Below are 26,214 nucleotides of genomic sequence, written 5' to 3'. Positions count from 1 at the left end.
TTTATTTATTGCTATCCATTTTTCTTCCCTGAGGATTATTTACCAACAATCAAGGGTGTGATAATAAAACAAATCTTTAAATTAATTTTCTTTTTATTGGTTATTACTGCTATACAATTGGGTTAATGAATCAATAAATCTTTCAATGTTAAATGGGTTTATTGATATAAGTCCTTTATTTGTAAGATCAATTGCTAATTCTTTATCTGATAAAATAAGTTCAATAGCTTTATATATTTGATCAGAATTTGCATAATCAACAATAAGGGCATTTTGTTTATGGGTAATAAATTCGGGCGCTATTCCAGAAAGGGTAAACACAGAAGGGATTTTTGCTGCTAATGCCTCTACATATGTTTGGCCAAATGCTTCGACTTGCTTATTGATTGGGACATGAATAAATAAATCAAAGCTTTTATATAAGGCAAAAATATCTTCTTCGAAAATTATTTCCAGGTAATTCTCAGTTGGTATTTGTTTCAATAAAAGTTTTATTTCTTTTTCATATGAACCCTTAGCGTTTGCTAAAATCAGTAGTGCATGAGGATATTTAACAAGAATGTTTTTAAATGCAGGAATTATATATTGAATACCTTTTAGATTCAAATATCTTGATATAACTCCAATTACTGGTCTCATGGAATCCTTTAGGTTATACTTTTCTCTTATTTTGTTTATGCGTTCCTCCGAAACACTATTAAACCCTTTTAGGTCAAATCCATGACGTATTAAATGTATTTTTTTCTCAGGAACTTTTTCTAAATCAGTTAAAACAAGTTTAACATTTTCGCTAATTGCAATAATATCTGTTGAAAGATAATTGATAAGCCGATCTATTTTAACATGTTTAGGGTGATATTGGTGGTGAAAGGTTGAATGGTGCCTTGTGTGTATTCTTTTGGGAACCCTTAAGATAAACGAAATAAATATTCCGAGTAAGTTGGCTTCATATAAATGGGTATGTACTACGCTTGGCTTTATTTTTCTCAACATAAAAAAAAGTCGGGGCAATACAAAGAAAAAATCAAGTTTTGAACTAAATTTAATGAAATTAGATGGTATATTGTTTTGCACCATGAAATGATGCAACTGAGGAACTTTGTTATTTAAAAAAATAAAGTAAAATTGAATCTTTTCCGTGGATGTTAAAGTTGCAATCCATTCAAATGCCAATGCTTTATCAATACCAGAAATAATTTTAACTACGGTTATTTTATCATTTTTCATGGAAGCAGATTTTTTATAAAAATCCATCATTTTTTTTTGAAAGTGTTGTCTTCCTATTAATTAAAGCGTTTTTCTGCAATAAAATTATTGGGAATTAAACTGTTTTTTTGTCCTGTTTTTTTAACAATTAGAGGTACTAATAATATCAAAATGACAATCTTTAAAATTATAATTGCTGTTAATTGGCTTGTTTGATACAGCTTCTACACTAGTGTAATTGTTTTTTTCTAAAAAGTCGAGAAGTTCTTGAGCAGATGATTTTTGATCTCTAAGGTTATTGTCATCAATTTCAATAAACAAAGTTGGTTTAAATTTTTGAATGGTTTCTTTTGCTCCTATTAATACTTTCATTTCGTACCCTTCTACATCAATTTTCACTAAATCAACCTTTTTTAAATTAAAATCAAAAAACACATCATCCAACCTTTTTACACTAACCTGTTTTTGCCCTTGCGTTAATTTCTCGTTGATCCTATTTCCACTAATGTTTGAATCTATAAGGCTTTCAATAAAAAAAGAAGAATTATTATCTCCAAATCCAATATTGTGAACCTTGAGATTTTCAAAACTGTTTAATTCTAAATTTTTCATGCATAATTGGTATGTTTCCGGGTCTGGTTCAAAGCCAATAACTCTGCCTGCCGCTTTAACTTTGTCTGCAAATAATAAAGCAGTATTTCCAATATTAGTACCGATATCCAAAACACTATAATTCTCCTCAACTAATTTTAATAATGCATCTTGCGATTGGTCCTTGTATCCAAAATAAATGTAATGGCCTAAATAGTCATGTAAATCAACTGATAATTTTATGTTGTTATTAAGGCGTGCAATTCTATATGTGCCTTTTTTGTATTGATAATTATTCGGAGCCATTTTACCTATAAATGAATCGTGTTTTTTTCCCCTTATTAAACGAGAATAATATCTATCCAAAGAAGTAAATATTAAAACAGTTCTAAATAAATCAAAAATTTTATTTCCTTTTACCATAATTTTTATTGTTTAATTCACATTCCAAGCGTCCAATAAAATTTTATTGTTGTTTTCAATAGTATGATGTTTTTCAACCCATTTCAAGTTGTTTTTGGCAATTTCTGATTTATTCCTGTTTCCATTTGAAATTACTTCTTCAAGAACCTGTTCAAAATTCAAAGTATTTATATTAATTACCGGGCATTCATCAAAGGAATATTTTTTCAAATCATCCTCAATATAACACAGTACATGATTTCCTGTCAGTAATCCCTCTATGGATTGCAAACCATACCAACCAATAATAATCTGATCTATTACTATATCCGATTCAATGAAAAGCTTAAACAATTCATATCTTGAAACCGAATATAGTTTTTTTGAATTCATAATATTTTCTCCAGGCAACATCAATTGGATTTTATTTTGATTTTTGTTTTTGAATTCAGACAGTTTTTTATGGATTGAATTAGTTCCTTTTACAGCTGTGTTTGATGGAGCATGGAGGATATTATAAGTTTTACAGTTTTCCTTGATTTCCACCTTGCCCACTTCAGTAAAGAATTTATCTAAATCAATTACCACAGGATAAAACTTTGCAGTAGGAATAATTTTTAATAAATCAGGAGTTGAAACTAAAATTTCATCTGCATATTTTAAACTGTCTTTTATTAATTTATCCTGCCATTTCAATGTTAAGGGAATTGGTTTTTTCCCTTTTAGGAATTCGTCAATATTTTTTTCTTTCCATATTAAATAATTCGGGTTTCTAATATCCGCGCCAACAAAATGCATTATAATTCTCTTACCTAATAATTTGTATATAAAAAATTCAAATCTTCTTAATTTTCTTGTAAGGATGGTTTCGCCTGAAAAAAAGTGAAAAATATCATATTTGAATAGACTAAAAATAAAAAATATAAAAGAGTATGAATATAGGATCCAGGGATGTGTTTTGTCAATAGGACAAGTGTATGTATATTGAGTTTTGTAGTGTTCTTTTGGAAGAACGTATTTTGAAAAAGAATCTGCCTGGAGCTGACCATCAAGGTTTTTCTCAATAAAATTTGTGTAAACTTCTATTCTATAACCAATATCAACCGCAGCAAAAAGTATTTTTTTTCTTTTTTTTAACATTAATTAAAAGATTTTTTCAGTAAATAAATCATCAAGTATGACCAGTTTAGCATGTCTGATTCTTTTGTAATTATTCTGTCCTTTTTTAAGTCTTCCGCAGCTTCCTTAAACAAGCTCTGAAAAGCATTTTTATTTAACCATTCTTGTTGAGGAGGTTCATAACCTATTTTATCTTTTCTCCATGTTATTTCATCGGGGAGAATGCCTTCCATGCTTTTTCTTAGAATATACTTTGTCCAGCCATTATTTATTTTAAAATCATCATTCAAGCTAAATACAAATTCTACAAGTTTATGTGACAAGAAAGGGAGTCTTACTTCAATGGAGTTTGCCATTGAATTTCTATCCGCATATCTCAACAAATTGGCCAGGTCAGTTTTGAGCGTTGACTGGTATAGTTGTTTCTTGAGATGAGGTGGTTTGTATAAAGGATTTCTTCCAGACTGATATTGTCTTGTGATTTCAGGATTTAAACCCATAAAATAATCCGAAGAAGGATTTTTATACCTACGCATAATATCTCCATATTTTTTATAAGCAGCATAGCTATATGTTTTTAGCTTAAAATCAAAATTTTGTTCTAAGCTATCAAAATTATGAAGAGATTTTAAATGTTGATTTACCTGATGAAATTTATTTCTGTTTTCACGATATAACTGCATTAAATAAGAAGGCCAGTAATTTGAATAGCCTGCAAGATATTCATCCGCACCTTGCCCATCCAAAAGTACTGTTACTTTATTTTCTCTGGCAAGTTTCATTACCTCGTATTGTGCTGCAATGCTGGTACTGCCAAAGGGCATTTCCTGATGGTACATTATTTTTTGAAGATTCTCTAACGCTGATTCAGCAGTTGGGTAAACATAATGTGGTTCAACCTTGCTATTTTTAATTACCATTTCCATAAATTTCCCCTCATCTTTTTCGAAATTATGAAATCTTGCTGAAAAGGTTTTTTGAATTTGGCCCGTTCCTTTCAATCGATCAATCATCATTACTATACTGGAGGAATCAATTCCTCCTGACAAGCTGCTTCCAACAGTCACATCGCTTCGAAGCCTTCTGGTAATGGATTGGGTGAATAAAGAGATGAATTTTTCTTTAGCTTCTTCTATTGAATAATTTACCTGGTAATTTAAATCAACATCCCAATACTTTCTTCCAGTCATATTATTATTGCTGTCAATAACTATATAATGTGCTGGAGGGAGCTGATGAATATCCTGAAAAAAGGTTGTAGTTGGATTATTCGGATCTTCAATAATACTATACAGAAAATAATTGTAAATATGTTTGTTGTCAATATTTCTTTTACCAATAAATTGAAAAAGGGCTTTCATTTCCGAAGCAAATGAAAAAGTACTTTTATCACGGTGATAAAAGAAAGGCTTTTCACCAAACCTGTCCCTTGCACAAAATAAAGTTTGTTCCTTTTCATCCCAAATTGCAAAAGCAAACATCCCATCCAAATCTTCCAGCGCCTTTTCTTTTTTATACTCATAAAGAGCAAGTAACACTTCTGTATCAGAATTTGATACAAATTTAAAACCTTGTTTTATTAAGTTTTCTCTAATTTCTATATAATTATATATTTCTCCATTAAAAGTAATAGAATACCGACCATTACAATAATGCATGGGCTGCTTTCCTGAATCAGTTAAATCTATAATTGAAAGCCGTTTATGCCCTAATCCTACCTGCTGTTTTTCATTTAACCAGATACCTTCTCCATCAGGGCCTCTATGATCAAGTGTATCAATCATTTTCTTTAAAGATACAGCTTCAATTTTTTTGTTGAAAGATAATATTCCGGAAATTCCACACATGCTTTTGAAATTATTTATTATTAATTAAACTTTCTACAATATCATTCATTTTAACAAAATTCTTTTCAGCAGAAATATTATTAGCTGCAATGTGAGCATTATTTTTAAAATTGGATATTTTATCTTCATTTAACTCATTTATAACTTGTGCCATGGCTTTCGGAGTATATTCTTTTGATACTACACCTAAATTATTAGTACGCACTAAATTAGCCATTTCCGGAGATGGTGATACCGCTATACATAATCTTGCTTGAATAAACTCAAATATTTTATTTGGTAGGGCAAATTTGTAATTTAAATTTACAGGGGGTAAAAGAAAGACTCCTATATCATAGGGATTTAACAAATTGCAAATTTGACTAAATTCGACAGGTGGTATGAAACGAATATTTTTATTTTTTTTAGACAATTTCCTTAATTCGTTTATATACTTTAAATCACTTCCTGTTAATATGAAATCAATAGTAAATCGATTATCTAGAAAAGACATCATTTGGATCATTAATTCTATTTTCCTTGAACGTATTGCTGCTCCATGATGAACTAATTTAATATTATTTTTTTTAGTAATAAAAGGCTTTAGTTGTATTCTATTGGATGCATTGGTAATAATCTGAGGTAAAATGCCTATGTAATTAAAGTATTCCTGGGCTATTCCATCGCAAACAGTCGAAAAAACTTGTGCATGAGGAATATATTTTTTACATAGATGACTTATATACTTTTGATACAAAACTCTCCATTTCCAATTATCTTCGAATTCCCTTGGATGAAACTCATGAGCATCAAACCATACTTTAGCATTTGTTTTATCAGCAATTTTTAAAGCTAAGGGTAATGTCATAATATCATTTGAAACAATCACATTAAACTGTTCCTTTATTATTTTCTTGTAAAAAGAAATTTTTCCTGCATCCCAATAATAAAGATCATATCTTCTAAATAAAAATTGTACAAATCTTTTCATCTTTCTTTTTAAAGAAAAAGGTGGCGCAGAATAAATAGGAAAAAATTGTACATTTTTTTCTTGTACAGATGAATATCCAGCTATTGAAATTTCATTATCACTTTTGAGAGCAGAAATTTGCCTTATAACCCTAGGGTCGCTATTAAGATTTGAATATGATAGAATTAAAATCTTTCTCATTTAGGAGTTTTGAAAATGTTTAATTTTAAATTAGCAGAAAGTTTCTTTTTTACTTCTACAAAATCCAGTTTTTTAACTATTAATAAATCAGATAAACTTGCATTGGTATAATTGATATAAATTACCAAAGGGTATATAAAGCCTAGAGTATAGCTTAAGACATTAGTAATAGAGGCGCCAACTGTTCCGAAAGAATTTATAAGAAAATAATCACCTGTAATGGTCAAAATAAATACAATAAAGGCAAAAATAAGATTATGTTTAACCAAACCTCGACCACTAAAAAAAGAAAGAACAATATTAGTTGCAGCAAATGGTATTAATCCAAAAATTAATATTTTTAATATAGTAGAAGCCTCAGAAAACTCATTACCATAAATAAATGGAATAAATAGATCAATTAAAGGTAAGCTAAAAGCGATAATAACAACAATCATGAAAATAGTTGTTCTTGTTAATTTATTTATGTTAATAGTTGACCTGCTTAATTCATCTGTTGCATTATAAGGAATAAGAATTGTTGAAATCGAGACTGGCAAAACCCAAAACATTCTTGTTAAGTTAGTTGCGAGAGAATAAACTCCTAATTGGCTTTTGCCTAAATAAAAGTCTACAAATGAAATGTCGATTTTATAAGTTAAAAATTGAAATAAATTTGCAAGGTATGCTGTTAAAGAGAACGCTATTAAAAATTTAAAATCTTTAAAATTTAAAAATGAAATATTAAAAGAAATTGGAGTTTCCTTAAAAAAAAAATATAAGGTAATAATCAGTATTATTATCTGGGTAAAGGTGTAAAAATAAAGAAAATCGTTAAATTGAATCTGGACAGTGGGTGAAACATAAACTTTTATAAAAAAATATCCTCCAAAAAGTATAATATTTAAAATTGAAAATAGGATAGAAAGTAATTGTTGTAATTTGAAAATTTTCAAACCTGCCATAACAGCATTTATTATACTTATAAAAAGGTAAATGGTAAATCCTAATATCATTAAAGCGTTTGCTGTAATTGATTCATTGGAAAAAAGGAAGTTTGAATGAAATAAAAATTCAGTCCAGAAAAAAATAATATTAACAAAAATAAGTCCTAGCGAAAAAAGCAAACAAGTGTAAAATATTTTGTCTATGGGAAATTTGTTTGAAGAAATTGCATATAAAATACTATGATTTATACTTAAACTTAAGAATATAGAGATAAAGGTAAGGGAAGTTACAAAAACAGCAAATTCACCCCTTCCTGCTGGCCCTAATATTTTAGCAATTATTATAGAAATGAAAAACCCAGAAATAATTCCTGTTGATTGGACTATAAACTGATTGATTATATTTTTACTTATTGACAATCTTAAGAGGGTTAACTATCAGTTTTGTTTAACAATTATTATAGAGGTTTTAGCAAAATTACTATTAAAATATCAATGATAGTGGTTTTTAAAGTGAAAATTGACTTTTTCTTTTATAACTCTTATATACTTAATATAGTGTATATATTATTTTAAGCTATATTTGTAATAAACAATTTTTTAAGATTAAAAAAAAGATGAAAAGGTAAGGTAACCAGTTTTGTTTAAATTTAAATTTAATGTTTCTATTTGAGTTTCCTAATAAGTTTTTTTTGACAATAACAGGAGTTTTATTCTTGTATTTTTTTAATGTTTCAGCGCTTTTTTCTCAGCCAAATACAATCTTTGGCTTATCTTTATGGTTAAGATCAGATAGTGGAATAACATTAAATGGTTCTGAAGTTAGTAGCTGGAATGATATGTCTGGGAACAACAATCATGCTATTCAAAACGACCCTGCAAGCCAACCTAAATGGGTTACTAATATTGATATGCTTGCAGATAATTCTGCACTGCGTTTTGATGGGAATGATTTTTTAACTATTAATTCATCTTCGGTAGTAGGTTCTATTTTTGTAGTTTTTAATTGGAATGGAGCATTATCAAATTACCCAATAAATATCGGGATACTTACTCAACAAGTTTTTACTTCTAATACAGTAGCCTTGGGAGTGAAAGGCTCTTCAACTAATTTGTATGATGTTCAAGCAGATATTAGTTTTAATATCTCAGATTATAAAATTAACAATGTTCAAACAATCAACTCTTCTCCTATAGAAAATTATAAAATAGCATCAGCTGTTACTAGTTCTAATCCAGTCACATTCGCAGATTTTATTGTTGGACGTCTTTGCCAGTTTCCTTCCTATTTAACAGGTGATATAGCTGAAATTATTTTATATGATCACCCGCTTAATCAGGTTGAACATGATGAAGTTTTTAATTATTTAAAAAATAAATATGCCCCCCCTGTTAATTTAGGTTCGGATATTGTTCTAAAAAATTTTTGTGATACAGTTCTATCTGCTCCAAAACATTTTATAGATTATTTATGGTCAACAGGCAGCACGGCGGATTCAATAATCATCTCTACACCAGGTAAATACTGGTTAACCGTAACCGATGTTTTCGGCCTACAATCATTAGATACCATTGAGTTTTCATACAATTATAATATCAATCAGATCGCAGATACAATTCTTTGCCCTGGTCAAACACTTCTTTGGAATACCAATTTGGATAAAACAAGTTTTACTTTTATTTGGCCTGATTTATCTTCAGATAGTTTATTAAATATTAATCAAGCCAGTCAATATTGGGTTAATGTAACTGATACTTTTGGTTGTTCGTTGACCTCAGATACTATCGATGTCGTTTTTGACAATATTCAACAACAAATCTCCCTTGGCTCCGACACTGTCCTCTGCCAAGGTAATGTAATTAAATTAATTCAAGGAGAGTCCCTGGTTCAATCATATATTTGGAATGATAATTCCAATCTGCCATACTTTGAAATTATGAATGCCGGACAATATTGGGTTCAGGTATCCAGCAATAACGATTGTATTGCCTCAGACACCATTAATGTAACCATCCAGGGAATTGCCCCTGAAGCTCTATTCAGTTTCAGCAATGTGTGTCTTGGTGATTCTATGCGTTTTATTGATGGTTCCGTTCCTCCTTCTGGAGAGACTATTGAACTATGGAATTGGGATTTTGGAGATGGAAACTTATCCATAGATAAAAATCCCGTACATTTTTTTAATGCACCAGGAAATTACCTTGTAAAATTAGTTGCAACTACTGCAACAGGATGCCAGGATGAATATCTGCAAACTGTAATGGTACACTATTTACCAAAAGTGGGTTTTAGTTCTCCTTTGGCTTGTTCAGGATTTGAAGTTCAATTTACAGATACAAGTTCAGCTTTAAATAACACAGTTGTTCAATGGAATTGGAATTTTGGTAATGCACCCTCTGGTCTGGAAAATTTTTCAAATGATCAAAATCCATTTCATGCATATCAGCTTCCCGGAGTTTATAATGTTAAACTAATTGTTACAACCCTTTTCGGATGTGTTGATTCCACAATCAAACCAATAGTAGTTTATGAAAGTCCAATAGCTGATTTTACTTTTCAATCCGTTTGTTCGGGTACTCCTATTGATTTCATTAATAATTCATCCCTAACATTACCTTCTATTATTAGTTCTTATAATTGGGATTTTGGCAATACAGCCTCAAGCAGTGCAAATCCTTCGTTTCTTTTTGATGCTCCGGGTATGCATAATGTTTCGCTTGTGGTTTCGGCAAATAATGGTTGTGTTTCAGAAATTCAAAAAGCGGTGGAAGTTTATCATAAACCAACTGCATGGTTTGAACCTGTTGATGTATGCGTTAATTCAGCAGTTGAATTCAAAGATTTAAGCATCATTGCAGATAATTCAATTAATTCATGGATTTGGAATTTTAACGATCTTCAGAGCTTTTCAATAAAAAACCCAATAGTAAATTTCGAAGAAGTAGATGTTTATTTCGTTTCTTTAAAAGTTAATACTATAAATGAGTGTAAGGATTCAGTTGTAAGGGTGGTTAAAATACATCCACTTCCAATTCCTTTGTTTACTATTGAACCACAGGTTGTTATTCCTGGGCAACCAATGAAATTAAAAAATCTTTCAAATGGAGCCCAAAATTACAGTTGGGGATTAGGAGATGGAACAAGTAGTAATTTAATTGATTTGGAGCATACTTATTCTTTTGAAAACACTTATCAAATAATTCTTTCTGCCCAAAGCCAATATGGATGTAATCAATCTTTTTCAAGAACCTTAAATGTTATAACAGCTAATTTAGATATTGCAGTAACCAATATTTTTGTAATTACAAAAGGTAATTATTTAAATATTACAGCTGAATTAACAAATTATGGTACAGTAGCAATTCAGGAAATCGACCTTATCCTGGAACAAAAGAATGGCAGAAGAATTAAGGAATTGTGGACTGGGGATTTTCATTCAGGAAAAAAACTTTTGTATGAATTTAAGGCCGAAATTAATCCATTAAATGAAAACATTCAGGATTATGTTTGTGTTTTAGCCCTGAATCCCAATAAATCAAATGATACAAATTTTGAAAATAACGAATATTGTAAACTTTTAGGAAACAATGACCTTGTTTTAATGGATCCTTTCCCTAATCCTGTTAATGATCAATTAACAATAAGGTTTTTTCTGCCTGTTGCAAGTGAAATTAAACTCGAAATTTTAAACCATCAGGGTAAAATGATTAACAGTAATTTACCAAACACTGGATCAAAAGGCATTAATACTCTTTACTTTAATGCAAATTCTTTGCAAGCGGGTTCATATACAATTAAATTGACTTATAACGGCCAGGTTTTTACCCGTAAATTTATAAAAGGAGATAATTAAATTATGCAATTGGTTTTTGCTACAAACAACAAAAACAAAGTAAAAGAAGTAGCTGCAATTTTAAACCAAAATATAGGCATTCTTAGTCTTGAGGAAATAAATTGCAAGGAAGAAATTCCTGAAACATCTGCAACCATCGAGGGAAATGCGATTCAAAAGGCCAAGTATGTTTTTGAAAAATATGGTTATAATTGCTTTGCTGATGATACAGGCCTTGAGGTAGAGGCTCTAGAAGGCAGGCCAGGAGTGTATTCGGCTCGTTATGCCGGAGAGGGGAAGGATTCAGAGGATAACATGAACAAATTATTGAATGAGTTAGAGGGTAAAGAAAACCGGAAGGCCCGATTTATTACTGTTGTGTCATTAATAATAGGGGGAGAAATACATACTTTCCAAGGGCTTGTAAACGGTGAAATCACACAAAAGAAAGAAGGTGAAGAGGGTTTCGGTTATGATCCTGTTTTTAAACCTGAAGGTTATCCACTAACTTTTGCTCAAATGCCAGCAGAGGTAAAAAATGAGATCAGCCACAGAGCATTGGCTATAAATAAGATGGTTGTATATTTAAATTCTATTGTAGAATAATTTTTACCGATTTAATAATCAGGGATCCAACAGTTATTCACAATTTACCTGTGAAAATTATAATCATTCATGCAATTCCTTTATAATTTAGCACACCCTTATTGATTATCTTTGCCTTGATATTTTGATAATTAAGGTACAATAATAAATATAGATCAATGTTTTGTTTTGAAAAAACAACTATTTAAACAGTAGGTTTCCATTGATTAGAAAAAAATAAATAGCTAAATGAAAATTAAAACAGGAATTTTTTTCGGTGGTAGTTCAAAAGAACGGGAAATTTCCTTTGCCGGTGGCAGAACTGTTTATGACAACCTGAATAAATCATTATTTGATGCTGTACCTGTTTTCATTGACAGTTTTGACAATTTTGTTCTACTAAACTGGGAATTTATTTACAAAGGAAGTATTCGGGATTTTTATCCTCCTGTGGATTGCATCCCTTATTCTAATGGTGATTTCCAGGTGTATTCTGAATGCCTAGGTGATTTAAGCCTTGAAAAACAAGAAGAACTTATTAATAAAATAGGAAAACGCATTCCTGTTGAGCAATTGAGTAATTACATCGATTTCGCTTTTCTTGCTTTACATGGCCCAATGGGAGAGGATGGAAAAATTCAGGGATTGTTGGATTATATTGGAATGCCTTATTCAGGTTCAGGAATTTTGCCCTCCGCAATAGGAATCGACAAGGTTATTCAAAAGAGTCTGATGAGGGATGGAGGTTTTGCTGGTCCAGAATTTTTTATTATTGATAGGCACGAATGGTTTAGATCTGGTAGCAAATCTTTTTTTGAAAAAGCCAAAGAAAAAATAGCTTTTCCTTTGGTTGTAAAATCAGCAACGCAAGGCTCTTCAATTGGAGTGAGTATTATTAATGCCAGTAATGAAATTGAATTCGAACAGGCTGTAAACAGAAGCTTTTTTACTTCTGAATTAAGCGGGAATGCGTGGAGCAAATTAAATGATTCAGAGAAAATAGAATTTATCCGGGTTTTAACTGATATTCGTGAAGGAATCGGAATTCCTGTAAGAGTAGGGGAGGTGGTTATTTATCACCCAGATGAGCTGATTGATTTCTTAAATAAGAATCTGGATGAACAAGAAAATATTTTACTCGAAGCACTTGATGGGGAAGCAGAGGTTATTATTGAGCAGTTTATAAAAGGGAAAGAGTTTTCCTGCATAGTTATTCAAAACGAGGGAGAAGGTAAAAAGGCAATTGCACTTCCACCAACCGAAATCAGAAAAGGGAATGAGCTGTTTGATTACCGCAGTAAATACCTGCCTGGCTTATCCAGGAAAATTACACCAATCGATGTTCCTGCCGATCAAATACAGGCTATAAGACAGGAATGTGAAAGGCTATTTCATTATTTAAATTTTGATGTTTATGCCCGCATTGATGGCTTTATTTCAAACGATAAAGTTTTCCTGAATGACCCAAACACAACTTCTGGAATGATGCCTTCTTCATTCTTTTTTCACCAGGCTGCTGAAATAGGACTAAACCCTTCACAATTTCTTAGTTATATTATCCGCACTTCCCTCCTGCAACGTTCCTTAAAAGGCAAGCATGCGTTAAATGCAAAAAAACTGTTACACAAGCTTGATAAGGCACTGAATACTGAAACCTCTGGAGAGGAAAAAAAGAAAATTGCGGTTTTACTCGGAGGCTTTTCCTCTGAAAGACATATTTCAGTGGAAAGCGGCAGAAATATTTATGAAAAACTTGCATCATCCATAAAATATGATCCGCTCCCAATATTCTTAACAGGAGATGAAAACGAACATAAGTTATATCAGATTCCTGTAAACATTCTTTTAAAGGATAATGCGGATGATATTAAAGAAAAAATTGATCATTATGAAACGCATGCTACGATAGCCGAAATTATTGAAGAATGCAAAACAATTACCAATCGTTATTCTTCTGCCGGAAGTCTTGCTAAACCTTCGAAAATAAATTACAAAGAATTGGCTGAAAGAGCAGATGCTGTATTTATAGCCCTTCATGGAAGACCAGGGGAGGATGGAGCAGTACAAGTGGAATTAAACAGGGTGAATTTACCCTTTAATGGTTCAGATGTGGAGAGTTCGCAAATAACAATTAATAAATTTGTTACGAATGAAATTTTAAAACAAAATGGATTTCTTATTGCTGAACATTTGTTGGTGCAAAAGCAGGATTGGGAGAATAATCCACAGCAAGAAATAGAGAAAATAGCGGCCAGGATTGAATTCCCTTTTATTGCCAAACCTGTTGACGATGGATGTAGTTCAGCTGTAAAAAAAATAAAAAACAAAGATGAATTATTGGCCTTTGCCAAGCTGATTTTCAGGAACGAAAATGAATTTGATTCCCAAAGTGCATTTCTATTGCAAATAAAACCAAAGGAAGAATTTCCTGTAAAAAATGTATTTCTGGTTGAAGAATTAATTTCAAGGAAAGATTCAAAGCATTTTTTGGAAATTACAGGAGGGATGTTAACTAAATTTGATGATTCTGGAAAGATCATTTATGAAGTGTTTGAAGCATCTGAAGCGCTTTCAGAAGGAGAAGTATTGTCCCTTGAGGAAAAATTCCTTGCAGGACAAGGTCAGAATATAACACCGGCTCGATATGCCTCTAACCCTTTGGAACGACAGGCAATTTCTGAAATAGTTAAGGAGAAATTAGGTTCAGCCGCCAGAATACTAAATATTCAGGGATATTGTAGAATAGATGCCTTTGTTAGGATATACAACAGCAGTAAAGTAGAAGTAGTTTTTATTGAAGTAAATTCCTTGCCTGGAATGACTCCCGCTACTTGTATTTTTCATCAGAGCGCATTAAATCATTATAAACCCATTGATTTTATTGATAAAATAATTGAGTTTGCTTTTAGTAAACAGGCATTGTTAAAGTAGTATAAATGAAGTTCTGATAATTTCATTTATCTTTATACAATGAATTCATTTTTCATCAAAAAAAAACAATAATTAATCAATAAAGCTGTTTAATTTAAGCAGTTTTTAATTCAGTCCTATGAATTTTTTTAGATTTTTAATTAGTAAGATCTTTTTTATTAATCTTTTTGCTGCTCTCTTTTTATTGGCTACGCTTTCCTGGGTAGTGCTTCAGTTCCTTAGTTCCTATACTTTGCATGGTGAAACAATTACAGTTCCTGAATTAAGGGGATATCAAGCAGAGGAATTGGATCAAATATTAAATCAAAAAGGTTTTAGATATATCATTGTAGACTCTGTTTACGACAGCAAAAGCAAACCGGGGATAGTAATTGATCAGGAGCCAAAGGCCGATTTGCAGGTTAAGGAACAGCGGATGCTTTATTTAACCATTAATACAAAAACACCACCAAAAGTTAAAATGCCTGATCTTATTGATTTTTCATTAAGACAAGCAATTGCAATTATTGAATCTGCAGGTTTGGTTGTAGGAAATTTAAAGTACATTCCTGATATTGCCCACAATGCAGTGCTATCACAAGAATTTAAAGGAATGAAAATTGAACCGGGGAAAGAAATCTTCCGGGGTTCTTCCATTGATCTTGTTTTAGGCAAAGGAGTAAGTGATGAAATGGTTTTATTACCAAACTTATTAAATCTTACCTATGCAGAGGCTATTGAAGCCTTATTTGCCAGTTCCTTAAACCTGGGTTCCGTAATAAAAGATGAAACGGTAAAAGATTCTACCCAAGCAAGAGTATATAAGCAAATTCCACAATTTAGCAGTGAATCAATGATAAACATGGGCTCTCCTGTAGATATTTTCATCACTCAGTCACCTGAAAAATAGAATAAGAATGAGAAATAAAGCATCAGGTTTGTTTTTTTGTTTTCTCTGCTTTGCCTTAAATGCTTATAGTCAGGGCGAATATTTAATTGACATTGATTATAACCTTGATTTAATAAAAAACACACCGCAGCTAGAATTAAAATCTTCCCGATCAGCCCATAAACAATATTTTATTATTGATACCTTGAATCTACCATTTGTGGATGATTTCTCTGTTGATCGGTTTACCTATTATTATCTGCCAATTTACCTTGCTGATCAAACCGCAGATTCTGTGGCAGTGAATTTCAAAATAGATGGAAATATAGTAGATAGCCTAAAATACATTGAAACCGTAAGTTGGGATTATACCTATGATTCAATAACCAATGAAATTGATTCTACTGCTAAACCTTCATTTCAGTTATCATTTTATGAAGAAGGCCCTTTTCCGAATAATCCTTTTATTCCTTCAAAAATAATTACTGCCTGGCCTGCTTATTCAAGAGCTTATATTAATTCCCAAAATGAACTGGATTATGCGTTTGTTCCTTTTAAAGTACTTATCCTAGATACAATTGTAAATAAGGTTGCCTTTGTAAGTGCCAAAAACAGTTTATGGCTTGACAATGATGTTTATATTAATACTTCTTTTGCGATTTCTCCGCCAACCATTGGCGTTGTAACTTTTGATGGCCTTTCTAGCAATGGTTCAGCATATGCGCCTGGTCAGGTACTTGCTCATGGCATTGCTGATCACTTAACATCAAAGCCTATCTTTTTGAATTTTCCAGCTTCAGATTCTCTTTACTTTTCTTTTTATTATCAACCACAAGGAATTGGAAATATGCCAGAATCGAATGATTCGCTTGTATTGGAATTCTACTCTCCACTTGATTCGCTTTGGAAGCGAATATGGAGCGCAAAAGGAGAAGCAAATCATGTTTTCAAACAAGTTCTGATTCCTATTATGCAACAGGGATTTCTTCAGGATGGTTTTCAATTTCGTTTTAAAAACTATGCAAACCTTTCAGGAAATTTAGATCATTGGAACCTTGATTATGTAAGGCTTGAAAAAGGTCTTAATGCTCATGTTAATCCTGAAGACGTGGCTTTTGTTTCTCCTGCTAATACAATCCTTAAAAATTTCAGGGAAATGCCCTGGAAGCAGTTTGTGGCAAACCCTGGAAATGAAATGGCAAGCGATATAACCGTAAATTTAAACAACTTAAGCAGTATAGGCAAAGTTATTAATTACACCTATAACATTAAGGATAGAAGTGGCAATACACTATTAACAAATACCTCCGCAGGTAGTGAATCCCCTAATACTAATTTTACCTACAGTAATACTCCAGGTTTTATATTTCCTATTAATAACAATTTATATGAGGAATTTGAAATTTCAAATTCAATTTATTCTGTTATTGATGTTAACCGCAGTAATGACACTATCAGACACCTTCAAAGGTTTGATAATTATTATGCTTATGATGATGGTGTTCCTGAGTCTGGTTTTGGACTTAACAAAATGGGAGCTAAACTGGCCTATAAATTTACGCTCAATACCCTGGATACACTAACTGCTGTTGCCATGCATTTTACCCCTGTAAATAGTAACGTACAGTATGCCCCTTTTAAACTTACTGTTTGGAGTAATCTTAATCCTGAAACCATACTTTATCAGGATGATAATTTTTCTTACCCTGGTACTGCAGGAAACATAAATGGCTTTAATGAGTATGTTTTATCAACACCCCTTGTCGCCTCAGGTATTATTTATGTTGGGTGGGTGCAGGTAAATGCTACTGAATTAAATATTGGCTTTGATAAAAACAACAATCAGAAGGATAAAATATTTTATAACCTCAATGGAAATTGGCAAAATACCCAGTTTAACGGATCTCTGTTAATGCGACCAGTTTTTGGGGTTTCCAGGGATCCTTCAGTAGGAATTGATGAACCTTTTCAAAATGCATCCAATGAAGAAAAATTAATCACAATATTCCCTAATCCTGCAAATAACCACTTGTTTTTTGACGGAATTTCGGATTACAGCCATACCAGAATAAATATATTTGATATGTATGGAAAAAATGTTTTTATACATGAAAATCAGGAATTAACATTTATTGATGTTTCTGGTTTTTCTAATGGAATTTATATTGTAAAAATTGATAATTCTTTAACAGGAAAAAGTCAAAGTCAAAAAATAATAATTTCGAATTAATTCCCCAATTAAATTGATTGAAGAAGAATATACAGAAGATATTGCCCAGGAAGATGATGAAATGTATGAACATTTTAGAATTAAAGTAGATCCAGGACAAGATATGCTCAGGATTGATAAATTCCTGATGAACCGAATACAAAATGCAAGTCGCAGTAAGATTCAAAGTGCAGCATTAGCTGGAAATGTTTTGGTAAACGGAAAAGCTGTTAAGCCAAATTACAGGATAAAGCCTCTCGATGTTATTACCATTGTTTTGGCTCAACCTCCTAGAGATAGAGAAATAATACCCCAGAACATACCCCTTAACATTGTATATGAAGATAATTGGCTTGTTGTAGTTAATAAACAACCAGGCCTTGTTGTTCATCCCGGATACGGAAATTATTCAGGTACTCTGGTTAATGGATTAATGTACCATTTTAGTAATTTACCCATGTTTAAAACTCAGGATCCGCGTCCTGGCCTTGTTCATCGATTGGATAAAAATACTTCAGGTATTATGGTGCTGGCCACCAATGAAATTGCCCTGGCTAAATTGGCTAAACAATTTTTTGACAGAACTACAAAAAGGACTTATTTTGCACTTGTTTGGGGCGATATAAAAGAAGATGAAGGAACAATTGTAGGCAATATTGGAAGAAATATAAAGGATAGAAAAAAGATGGATGTTTTCCCCGAAGGAGACTTGGGCAAACATGCTGTTTCTCATTACAAAGTTTTGGAAAGATTTGGCTATGTTACTTTGGTGCAATGTAAGCTTGAAACAGGAAGAACACATCAAATTAGAGTTCATTTCAAACACCTTGGACATCCCTTGTTCAATGATGAATTATATGGAGGAGATAAAATATTAAAAGGCACAACTTTTACAAAATACAAGCAGTTTATTGAAAACTGCTTTAAAATTATGCCTCGTCATGCACTCCACGCAAAATCATTGGGCTTTGTACACCCCGACACTGGAAAGGATATGTTTTTTGATTCTGAAATTCCTGATGATATGCAACAGGTTATTGAAAAATGGAGAATTTATTCCGTTGCGAGCATTACATAAAAGCTGAGTGAAACTCATTTTAAAAAGTTCATCAAACTTATACAATGCTTTCTTTTAACTCTTCCTTTTCAAAATCATAGCAATTGTAATCAGTAACAACATTGTATAAAGTATCCCTTTCAATTGGATGTCTCCCGTTATCTTTAATAAGTTGAACTAAATCCTTAGTGCTCATTGCAGGAGTTTGTTCCTCTGATCCAGCCATAGTATATATTTTTGTGGAATCATCAATTGTACCATCTATATCATCCACTCCAAATGCCATGGATAAAGCTGCAGTCTCTCTTCCAATCATTGGCCAATATGCTTTTATGTGTTGGAAGTTATCCATAAAAATTCTGGAAATAGCATAGTTTCTCAAATCTTCAATAATAGAAACCTCATTAATATGCGACATTTGATTGTCCTTGTTTCTGAATTTAAGAGGAATAAAAGTATTAAAGCCCCTGGTCTTATCTTGTAATGTTCGCAACCGTTGCATATGATCAATGCGGTGCTCATAATTTTCTATATGTCCGTAAAGAATTGTCGCATTAGAGGGCATACCTAATTTATGTGCTGTTTCATGAATTTCTAACCACTCAGCTGAACTACATTTATCATCACAAATTTCACTTCTAATTTTTTCATCAAAAATTTCAGCGCCACCACCGGGTAAAGAATCCTGACCATGTTCCTTGAGAATTGAAAGCCCTTCATGAAAACTAACCTTGGCTTTGCGGCACATATATTCAAGTTCTACCGCAGTAAAAGCTTTTACGTGGATTTCCGGTCTTATTTTCTTTATGTTTTGGATCATCTTTGCAAAATAAAGCAGCCCCATTTTTGGATGCACACCTCCTACAATATGAACCTCTGTAACAGGTTTGCCATCATAGCTTCGGATAATCTCATAAATTTTTTCTTCAGATAATTCCCAGGCTTCACCTTTATGCTTGAAGTTTTTAGAATAAGAACAAAATTTGCAATCAAAAACACAGAGGTTGGTTGGTTCTACATGGAAATTGCGATTAAAATAGGTGAAGTTTCCATTTTTGTTTTCTCTTACAAAATTGGCTAGCAAACCCAAAAGTCCCAAATCCGCTTGCTTATATAAAAGCACGCCTTCATTAAAATCCAACCTTTCATTGTTTAAAACTTTAAGGCTTGTAATTTTTAATTCCGGTGATAATTTCCCTTTATCAATAAGTGCTTTTAAATGTGTTGTATCCATTTCTAAATGATTTTAGGACGAAGTTAATCCTAAAAGCCTGAATAACAAAAAAAGGCATCCTGCTTTTCTGCAGAATGCCTTTTTTGTTTGCTGAAACAGCAAAAAATTACTTGGCCAAAATCATTTTTTTGACTGTAACTCCTTTAGAAGTTTCAATATTTATCAAATAAATTCCATTTGGATAATTGTTCATGTCAAAATAATAATTTCCTGATTTGTTATTGCTGTTGCTTTCATTGGCAATAATTTCACCCAGTGTATTAAATATGCTTATTTTAACTGCATTCTTATCTTCATTATCAGTTTGAATAAACAATTGTCCCTTACTAGGATTAGGATAAACTGAAACTCCCTTAACGGACTGGCTTTTTTCCATTCCTGTAATAGAAGATTCATTAACTGCTATATCATCAATGTATAAGTTGTTTCCCCATCCGCTTTTTGCTTGAAATGAAATTCTTACATTAGGATTCCCAACATATGCATTTAGATTAATTGATTCGGCTCTCCACTGTGAAGCTGTTGGAACAAAAAGATTTGTGTCATTTGCACCTCCATTTGTTGCAAGACCCAGATTGCCTTTTGCAAAGATTCTTGACCAGGTTCCGCCACAATCAGTACTTAAGTTTACAATTAGAGAATCATGATAAGTATTGCTCCATCTTGCATAGGCTACGCTAAAATCAAGAGTTATTGGTAATTGTGCCGAGCTCAGGTTGAAAAAGGGTGTGTACAAATAATCACTTTGTCCTGAAATATTTGCAGTAGAAGTAAAATTATCCATTTTGGCACTCGATGGTGTATTTGCAAATCCACCTGCCGCAGCTGATTTTGTCCAGGTTAAATTATTGTCAGGGTTTACTAATTGCCATCCTGATGGTACGAATGTGCCTTCAAAACTTTCAAGATAAGGCAATGCTACGGACGTTGCACCTCCTAAAATTGTAAAAATGGCTGAGAAGTTGTCGTTGGAACTTTGTGAATCAGCAACACCATTTGGCATTGTGGTAAATGCATTAAAAGTATGGTTTCCTGCATTTGTTGTCATACTAGTTAAAGTAATGTTTACAGTAGCCTGAGATGCAAGTGTTCCACTATAATTGAATGTTTGGTTAGTGCCTCCGTCAATATTGAAATTTATTATTGCAGATGTAAGTGTGTTTGAACCAAAATTTTTCAAAGTAACAACTGGAATAAAAGTAAGATCACAAGAAGATCCTGAAGGTGATATAATTGCAGAAATTCCGGCATCATTTAGGGCCAAATTAACAGGCTGGCAACCGATCGAATTTTTTAAACCAACACGCGATGCAAGATTTAATGATGCTTGCATTCTTGTTCCCTGTCCTACAGAAAAAGCATTCATACATCCATCATCTGAATAATCCATGTAATTCATGAACATGTCTCCATTTGAATTTGTAGTTGAACATGAATTAGGACTTAAAGGATAAGTTGGACAACCATAATTTTCATCCTGTTGAACCGGTGTATCAGCTACCTGATCATTCCCACAATTCGCATCTCCCCAAATATGCCTCAAATTGAAAAAATGGCCAACTTCATGAGTTGCAGTCCTACCCTTGTTAAAAGGAGCTGTAGCGCCTGTTTTTCCTGTGTATTTATAATGACATACAACTCCATCAGTTGCAGCAGCTCCACCTGGAAACTGGGCATAACCTAACAAACTGTTACCTAAATTACAAACCCATATATTTAAATATTTATTTCTGTCCCAAACATCTTTTCCGCCTTGTGCATTAAATTTTACCGCATCATTAGTGTTGAATGCAGTTACAGTGGTAAGTGTTCTGGTAATTCCTGTTGAAGGGTTTCCTAGTGGGTCTTGTTGGGCAAGGCAAAATTCAATTTCTGTATCTCCGGCAATTCCTAGAAATCCTGCAGGAGTGTTTGTCTTGTCTGCGTTTAATCTCCTGAAATCTTCTGTTAATATATTTAATTGCTCAATTAACCTTGCATCTGAAATATTCTCTGTAGCGGTTCTGTAAACAACATGAAATACAACAGGAATTGTAAATACAGCTCTTGATCCTGAATTGTTGCCCTTAATATTCTTAATATCATTTTCCATTTCTTCCATTCTCATTTTCAGGCCAGGATCTTGTTGCATTCGCATTTCAAGGTTTTCCATAGTACCACAGGTTCTTTGTCCGAAAGAGAAGGAAGTGGAAAAAAAGAGTATTGCTGATAGAAAAAATAATTTTTTCAAGGTTGAAAATTGAGTAAGGGTTCTTTTCATGTTGTTGCTATTAGAGGTTATTTTATTTTTTGTTATAATATGAAGGAATAATATTATACGTTAGTACTTGAGTATAAAAACAAAAGTTAAATTAAAAATGGTGAAATTTGATTTAATTTACGGTAATTAATTTCTGTTTTATAAATTTCAAACCTACATTTTATATCCCTTAAAAACAAAATTTTTTTTAATTAAAATTGGGATCTTAAAATTTAAAGCATCGAATAATTGGATTATTAGGGTAAAAAATCTAATTCATCCCTGCAATTATAGTTTTCTTTTTTTTAAAATTTACCTTTACAAAAAAAATACGAATCATTGAAAATGGAAAATAAAATATTGTTGGTTGAGGATGAAGAGAATTTAAGTGAAATCATTGCATTGAATTTACAATTGGAAGGACATAAAGTAGATGTTTGCTCCAATGGGAAAGATGCATTGTCTTTGTTTTGCCAAAACAAGTATAATCTTTTGATTTTAGATGTTATGCTTCCAGAAATTTCTGGTTTTGAAATTTGTGAAGAGATAAGAAAAACAGATGTTTCAACACCTGTTTTGTTTTTAACAGCAAAAAGCTCAGGTGAAGACAGGGTAAAGGGGCTTAAGTTGGGTGCGGATGATTATTTAACAAAACCATTTAATTTAGAGGAGCTTTTATTAAGAGTGAATATTTTGCTAAAAAGAGCTTCAAAAGAAAAGGAATTTACAATGTTTCATTTCGGTGATAATTTCATTAATTTTCAAACCTATCAGGTAAAGGATAAATACGGAAAAATTTTTTCAATCAACAAAAAAGAACTCCAATTACTCAAATTATTAATCGAAAGAAACAATATGGTTGTTTCACGGAACGAAATATTAGATGAAATTTGGGGAGATGATGTTTACCCATCCTCAAGGACAATTGATAATTATATATTAGCTTTTAGAAAATACTTTGAAGAAAACACTAAAAAAGCTAGATACTTCCACTCTATAAGAGGAGTAGGGTATAAGTTTACAAGTTGATCTTTTTTTAATCAAATTCAACAAGCACAAAAAGGACAATATAAAGAATCGGGGTGATGTTCAAAAGCAATTTCTTTGTCAAATAAAAAATTGATTATTTTCGATAATTCACTTTCGAAATTTTCAATTAATTCTTTATTGATAGTAGTTTCTCCGGCTAAGGAGAAATTCATTACTCCTGCACTTAGCTTTTTAAAACTAATTATTCCGGAGTTTACACTTGAATCAGGATTTTTGCTTAAAAATAACAGAGAATATAGCAAAAGTTGAAGGCTCTTTGATTTTTCCCTATTTGAAATTTCACTTAAATCATCCATTTTTAATTCTTTTTCATCTACAAAACCTGTTTTGTAATCTATTACTCTTGAAATATTTCCTATTTGGTCTACTCTGTCTGTAACCCCTTTAAATTTTATTGTTTTATCTGTTTGGCCTACTTTAACAATAATGTGCGCTTCTGTTTTCTCTTCCAGTGATTTAATGATCATAGGAATGTTTTTTGCTTCCAGGTTTTTAATATTTTCTTTTTCTTTATTAAGGAAATTAAGTATGAGGTTTTTTGCCACATTAAGGGTTAAGAGATTTTTCCCTTGATTCATTTCATTGAGGGCATATTTCGCAGAAAAAGCTTTGGTTACTGCATTTCCAACCTTATCTTTCATGCTTTCTATATCCTTGCTGCTTATCTTTTTTTCAATAAAAGGTTTAAAAAGTTCAAATAAGGCATCATGAATAAAGGTTCCAATGCTTGCTGCCTCAATTGTTTCCTCTACCTCTGTTTCCTCTCTTAAACCAACAATGTATTTATAATAAAAATCAAGAGGACAATTGGTGAAAGTGTTAATTGCAGAAGGAGAAAAACCTGTTTCACATAACTTTTCAATTTTTTCAATTATATCATCTGTCTTAATAATTGATGTGGTAACAGGTATTTCATTAGCAACTGGAATTGAAAGGACCTGTTCACGAATACTAACATTTGCATTTATTTTAGGCAGTTCGTAAATGAGTTGAGTAACAAATCTGCTTTTTTCCCCGCTTCCAAATTCATCAGTTTCAGTATTGTAAAGAACAAATATATTTTTTGCCCTTTGAATTAATCGATAAAAATGATAAGCGAAAATTGCGTCTTTCTCTGTATGGGTAGGTATTTTAAACAGTTTTTTTATTTCATAGGGTATAAAAGAATTTTGGCTTTTTCCAGAGGGAAGAATTCCTTCATTTGCAGAAAGCAAAATAATAGTGTCAAAATCCAGTGTACGTGTTTCAAGCATACCCATTAATTGCAGTCCTTTTAGAGGCTCTCCATAAAAGGGAAGGGTTTGAGCAGAAACCAACTGAATAAAAATTGCTTTAAGTGTTTTTAAATCAGATATTCCATCATAATCCTTAAGCAAGGTTTTTAACTGCCTTACTATCCTTGCATAATAGTATAAATATTCAGCCTCAATAGATTTTTCATTGGAATTATTGAATTTTTCTATTTCTACCGCAAGTATATTAATTAAGTCAAGAATATTCTCAAGTGCTGCTCCAGGATTATTGTTCCAGCTTATAAAGAAAGGTTTAATAGAATCATAAGTTTCACCAAAGTGGCTTGATATTGTGTTTATTTCAGAAGGCTTTAAAAAGACACTGTTTTTAGTTTTAATCTCAGAAATAATTTTTTCAAATAATTCCTTATGTTTTAAAGAGATGTTTTTTATATAATTCAGGTAAGGGTGGTTAAGGAATTTAAGGATGTCTTTATGGTAAAATGTTAAATTGTTTATTGAACTATTCATTCTCAATGAATTTTCCTGAAGTTGAAAAATCGCTTCAATAAGTCCTGAGAAAGGAGTGTTTCTCAGGGGATAGCCCATGGTTACATTTACTTGTGAAACTTGTTGAGGTAATGAATTCAAAACAGGCAGTAGCAATTGTTCATCAGCCAGAACAAGGGCGGTATCTTTATAATTATCTGTAGTGTGAAGCTTAGAAAGTATGTGTCCTGCTGTTTTTGCCTGGCCAGTTTTTTGTGGCACACCAATAATGTTTATTTCTTTTTTTTGATTTTCAATTAAATTTTCAATCCATAAAATTTTATTGTTGCTGGATTCTTTGGCAAAAAGTGCTGTGTTATTCTTTATAACCTCTTTTCCAATAAATTTCCTTAAAAATTTTCCTGCTTCTTGATTTTTGTCATTTAAATAATAGCTGTCGGAATCCCAAAGGATTTCTGCTTTGCCTATTTCCAATAATGCTCTGATTATTTTTTCCTCCGCTTGGTTTAATGCATTGAATCCTACAAAAATTATTTTTTTATATTTCCTGGTTTCTTCATGTTTCTCAAGATGTTTAACTATGTCTTCAGAAGCAATGCGAAAAACAAGGCCTTGATATGCCTGATTTCTACTTGTTAAATCTTGTTTTAATTTCTGGTAATAAATTCCTAAGGATTTCCAGAACTTCAGGTAATTTTTTTGAAAATCGGTAGGGGAGGAGCCATCCGGATTCCAAACCTCCATAGCCCTTGTTTCATCAATATAGCTAAACAACTTTTCAGTATCTGCCAAATAACCATCAATTTCATTAAAATCATGCAAAAGCACTTGTGCCCATTTTACAAACTCATCAAAAGCTTGTGCATTTTCCCCCTCCAATTCTTTGTAAATTGCATAAAAACGAAAAGTAAGACTTATGTTATCGCAAATTGTAATACCAGTAATTTGGGAAAGAAAATCTTCAACAGAAAAAATTTCAGGAGCCCAAAAAGGCTTATCATGTAAAGCGGCAAGGTGGGTTTTTAAAAATAATCCAGCTCTTCTATTAGGCAGTACAATACATATTTCACTAATATCACTTCCATGTTTTTCGAAAAGATAACGGGCTGTCTGAGCTAAAAATGGTTCCATGGGAAAATTGGATTTTAAACCTGCAAAATAAGCAATTTTAAATGTCGGTAAAAATTTAACAACAAGAATAAAAAGATATTGTTGCTCGTTTCTT

At 31.9% G+C, this 26,214-nt stretch carries 16 protein-coding genes; 7 read left to right on the top strand and 9 right to left on the bottom strand.

The genetic code is table 11. From position 1 onward, the window contains the following. Positions 1–93: 93 nt before the first annotated feature. The 6 genes from H0V01_02350 to H0V01_02325 all read right to left on the bottom strand — a co-directional run bounded on the left by H0V01_02350 (position 94) and on the right by H0V01_02325 (position 7,661). Positions 94–1,227 (bottom strand): glycosyltransferase family 4 protein, encoded by a 1,134-nt coding sequence (locus tag H0V01_02350; protein ID MBA2582211.1) that lies wholly within the window; start codon positions 1,225–1,227, stop codon positions 94–96. A 120-nt stretch (positions 1,228–1,347) separates the two neighbouring features. Then, positions 1,348–2,220: an FkbM family methyltransferase gene (locus H0V01_02345; GenBank protein MBA2582210.1), complete on the bottom strand. Its 873-nt coding sequence runs from the start codon at positions 2,218–2,220 to the stop codon at positions 1,348–1,350. A gap of 12 nt (positions 2,221–2,232) precedes the next feature. Beyond that, positions 2,233–3,339 carry a hypothetical protein gene (locus tag H0V01_02340; protein MBA2582209.1) on the bottom strand — a complete coding sequence of 369 codons (1,107 nt, stop codon included), beginning with the start codon at positions 3,337–3,339 and terminating at the stop codon, positions 2,233–2,235. Then, positions 3,339–5,165 carry an asparagine synthase (glutamine-hydrolyzing) gene (gene asnB, locus H0V01_02335; protein ID MBA2582208.1) on the bottom strand — a complete coding sequence of 609 codons (1,827 nt, stop codon included), beginning with the start codon at positions 5,163–5,165 and terminating at the stop codon, positions 3,339–3,341. Before asnB ends, H0V01_02340 begins: the two co-directional genes overlap by 1 nt. A 10-nt stretch (positions 5,166–5,175) precedes the next feature. Beyond that, entirely contained in the window at positions 5,176–6,315 is a 1,140-nt protein-coding gene (locus tag H0V01_02330) for a hypothetical protein (GenBank protein ID MBA2582207.1), read from the bottom strand. Then, the gene (locus H0V01_02325) at positions 6,312–7,661 is read right to left on the bottom strand and encodes an oligosaccharide flippase family protein (GenBank protein ID MBA2582206.1); all 1,350 of its coding nucleotides are present in this window, start codon (positions 7,659–7,661) and stop codon (positions 6,312–6,314) included. Before H0V01_02325 ends, H0V01_02330 begins: the two co-directional genes overlap by 4 nt. Positions 7,662–7,900: 239 nt before the next feature. Here H0V01_02325 and H0V01_02320 point away from each other — a divergent pair, with 239 nt between their 5' ends. From H0V01_02320 to H0V01_02295, 6 genes are all read left to right on the top strand, one after another. Beyond that, on the top strand, positions 7,901–11,095 hold the full coding sequence (locus tag H0V01_02320; protein ID MBA2582205.1) for a PKD domain-containing protein: 3,195 nt from the start codon (positions 7,901–7,903) through the stop codon (positions 11,093–11,095). A gap of 3 nt (positions 11,096–11,098) precedes the next feature. Further along, on the top strand, positions 11,099–11,680 hold the full coding sequence (locus H0V01_02315) for a non-canonical purine NTP diphosphatase (GenBank protein MBA2582204.1): 582 nt from the start codon (positions 11,099–11,101) through the stop codon (positions 11,678–11,680). Positions 11,681–11,914: 234 nt separating this feature from the next. Continuing rightward, positions 11,915–14,590, top strand: coding sequence for a D-alanine--D-alanine ligase (locus H0V01_02310; GenBank protein ID MBA2582203.1), 2,676 nt, complete (start codon positions 11,915–11,917; stop codon positions 14,588–14,590). 118 nt (positions 14,591–14,708) lie between these two features. Then, positions 14,709–15,479: a PASTA domain-containing protein gene (locus tag H0V01_02305; protein MBA2582202.1), complete on the top strand. Its 771-nt coding sequence runs from the start codon at positions 14,709–14,711 to the stop codon at positions 15,477–15,479. A gap of 7 nt (positions 15,480–15,486) precedes the next feature. Then, on the top strand, positions 15,487–17,688 hold the full coding sequence (locus H0V01_02300) for a T9SS type A sorting domain-containing protein (GenBank protein MBA2582201.1): 2,202 nt from the start codon (positions 15,487–15,489) through the stop codon (positions 17,686–17,688). A gap of 61 nt (positions 17,689–17,749) precedes the next feature. Continuing rightward, positions 17,750–18,745, top strand: a complete 996-nt coding sequence (locus H0V01_02295) for an RluA family pseudouridine synthase (protein MBA2582200.1) — start codon at positions 17,750–17,752, stop codon at positions 18,743–18,745. A gap of 37 nt (positions 18,746–18,782) precedes the next feature. Here the strand turns inward: H0V01_02295 and mqnE are convergent, their stop codons facing one another. Beyond that, positions 18,783–19,958: an aminofutalosine synthase MqnE gene (gene mqnE, locus H0V01_02290; GenBank protein MBA2582199.1), complete on the bottom strand. Its 1,176-nt coding sequence runs from the start codon at positions 19,956–19,958 to the stop codon at positions 18,783–18,785. Positions 19,959–20,064: 106 nt separating this feature from the next. Next, a complete protein-coding gene (locus H0V01_02285; protein MBA2582198.1) occupies positions 20,065–22,218 on the bottom strand; it encodes a T9SS type A sorting domain-containing protein in 2,154 nt (717 codons plus the stop codon). A 318-nt stretch (positions 22,219–22,536) separates the two neighbouring features. Between H0V01_02285 and H0V01_02280 the strand changes: the two genes are divergently transcribed. Beyond that, entirely contained in the window at positions 22,537–23,226 is a 690-nt protein-coding gene (locus H0V01_02280) for a response regulator transcription factor (protein MBA2582197.1), read from the top strand. Between the two features lie 17 nt (positions 23,227–23,243). On the opposite strand, the gene H0V01_02275 is transcribed toward H0V01_02280, so the two are convergent. Next, the gene (locus H0V01_02275) at positions 23,244–26,120 is read right to left on the bottom strand and encodes a PD-(D/E)XK nuclease family protein (protein MBA2582196.1); all 2,877 of its coding nucleotides are present in this window, start codon (positions 26,118–26,120) and stop codon (positions 23,244–23,246) included. Positions 26,121–26,214: the final 94 nt, after the last annotated feature.

This window comes from Bacteroidota bacterium (assembly GCA_013696965.1).
Taxonomy (GTDB): domain Bacteria; phylum Bacteroidota; class Bacteroidia; order JACCXN01; family JACCXN01; genus JACCXN01.
The sequence above is the reverse complement of the archived record's forward strand: the minus strand, read 5'-3'. Positions and strand labels throughout refer to the sequence as shown.

What these genes read in the sequence shown, in the direction of transcription:
- mqnE (MBA2582199.1), bottom strand. Translation starts at nt 19,958, where the DNA reads ATGGATACAACACATTTAAAAGCACTTATTGATAAAGGGAAATTATCA.
- H0V01_02275 (MBA2582196.1), bottom strand. Translation starts at nt 26,120, where the DNA reads ATGGAACCATTTTTAGCTCAGACAGCCCGTTATCTTTTCGAAAAACAT.
- H0V01_02285 (MBA2582198.1), bottom strand. Translation starts at nt 22,218, where the DNA reads ATGAAAAGAACCCTTACTCAATTTTCAACCTTGAAAAAATTATTTTTT.
- H0V01_02345 (MBA2582210.1), bottom strand. Translation starts at nt 2,220, where the DNA reads ATGGTAAAAGGAAATAAAATTTTTGATTTATTTAGAACTGTTTTAATA.
- H0V01_02340 (MBA2582209.1), bottom strand. Translation starts at nt 3,339, where the DNA reads ATGTTAAAAAAAAGAAAAAAAATACTTTTTGCTGCGGTTGATATTGGT.
- asnB (MBA2582208.1), bottom strand. Translation starts at nt 5,165, where the DNA reads ATGTGTGGAATTTCCGGAATATTATCTTTCAACAAAAAAATTGAAGCT.
- H0V01_02315 (MBA2582204.1), top strand. Translation starts at nt 11,099, where the DNA reads ATGCAATTGGTTTTTGCTACAAACAACAAAAACAAAGTAAAAGAAGTA.
- H0V01_02330 (MBA2582207.1), bottom strand. Translation starts at nt 6,315, where the DNA reads ATGAGAAAGATTTTAATTCTATCATATTCAAATCTTAATAGCGACCCT.
- H0V01_02305 (MBA2582202.1), top strand. Translation starts at nt 14,709, where the DNA reads ATGAATTTTTTTAGATTTTTAATTAGTAAGATCTTTTTTATTAATCTT.
- H0V01_02295 (MBA2582200.1), top strand. Translation starts at nt 17,750, where the DNA reads ATGTATGAACATTTTAGAATTAAAGTAGATCCAGGACAAGATATGCTC.
- H0V01_02300 (MBA2582201.1), top strand. Translation starts at nt 15,487, where the DNA reads ATGAGAAATAAAGCATCAGGTTTGTTTTTTTGTTTTCTCTGCTTTGCC.
- H0V01_02320 (MBA2582205.1), top strand. Translation starts at nt 7,901, where the DNA reads ATGTTTCTATTTGAGTTTCCTAATAAGTTTTTTTTGACAATAACAGGA.
- H0V01_02350 (MBA2582211.1), bottom strand. Translation starts at nt 1,227, where the DNA reads ATGAAAAATGATAAAATAACCGTAGTTAAAATTATTTCTGGTATTGAT.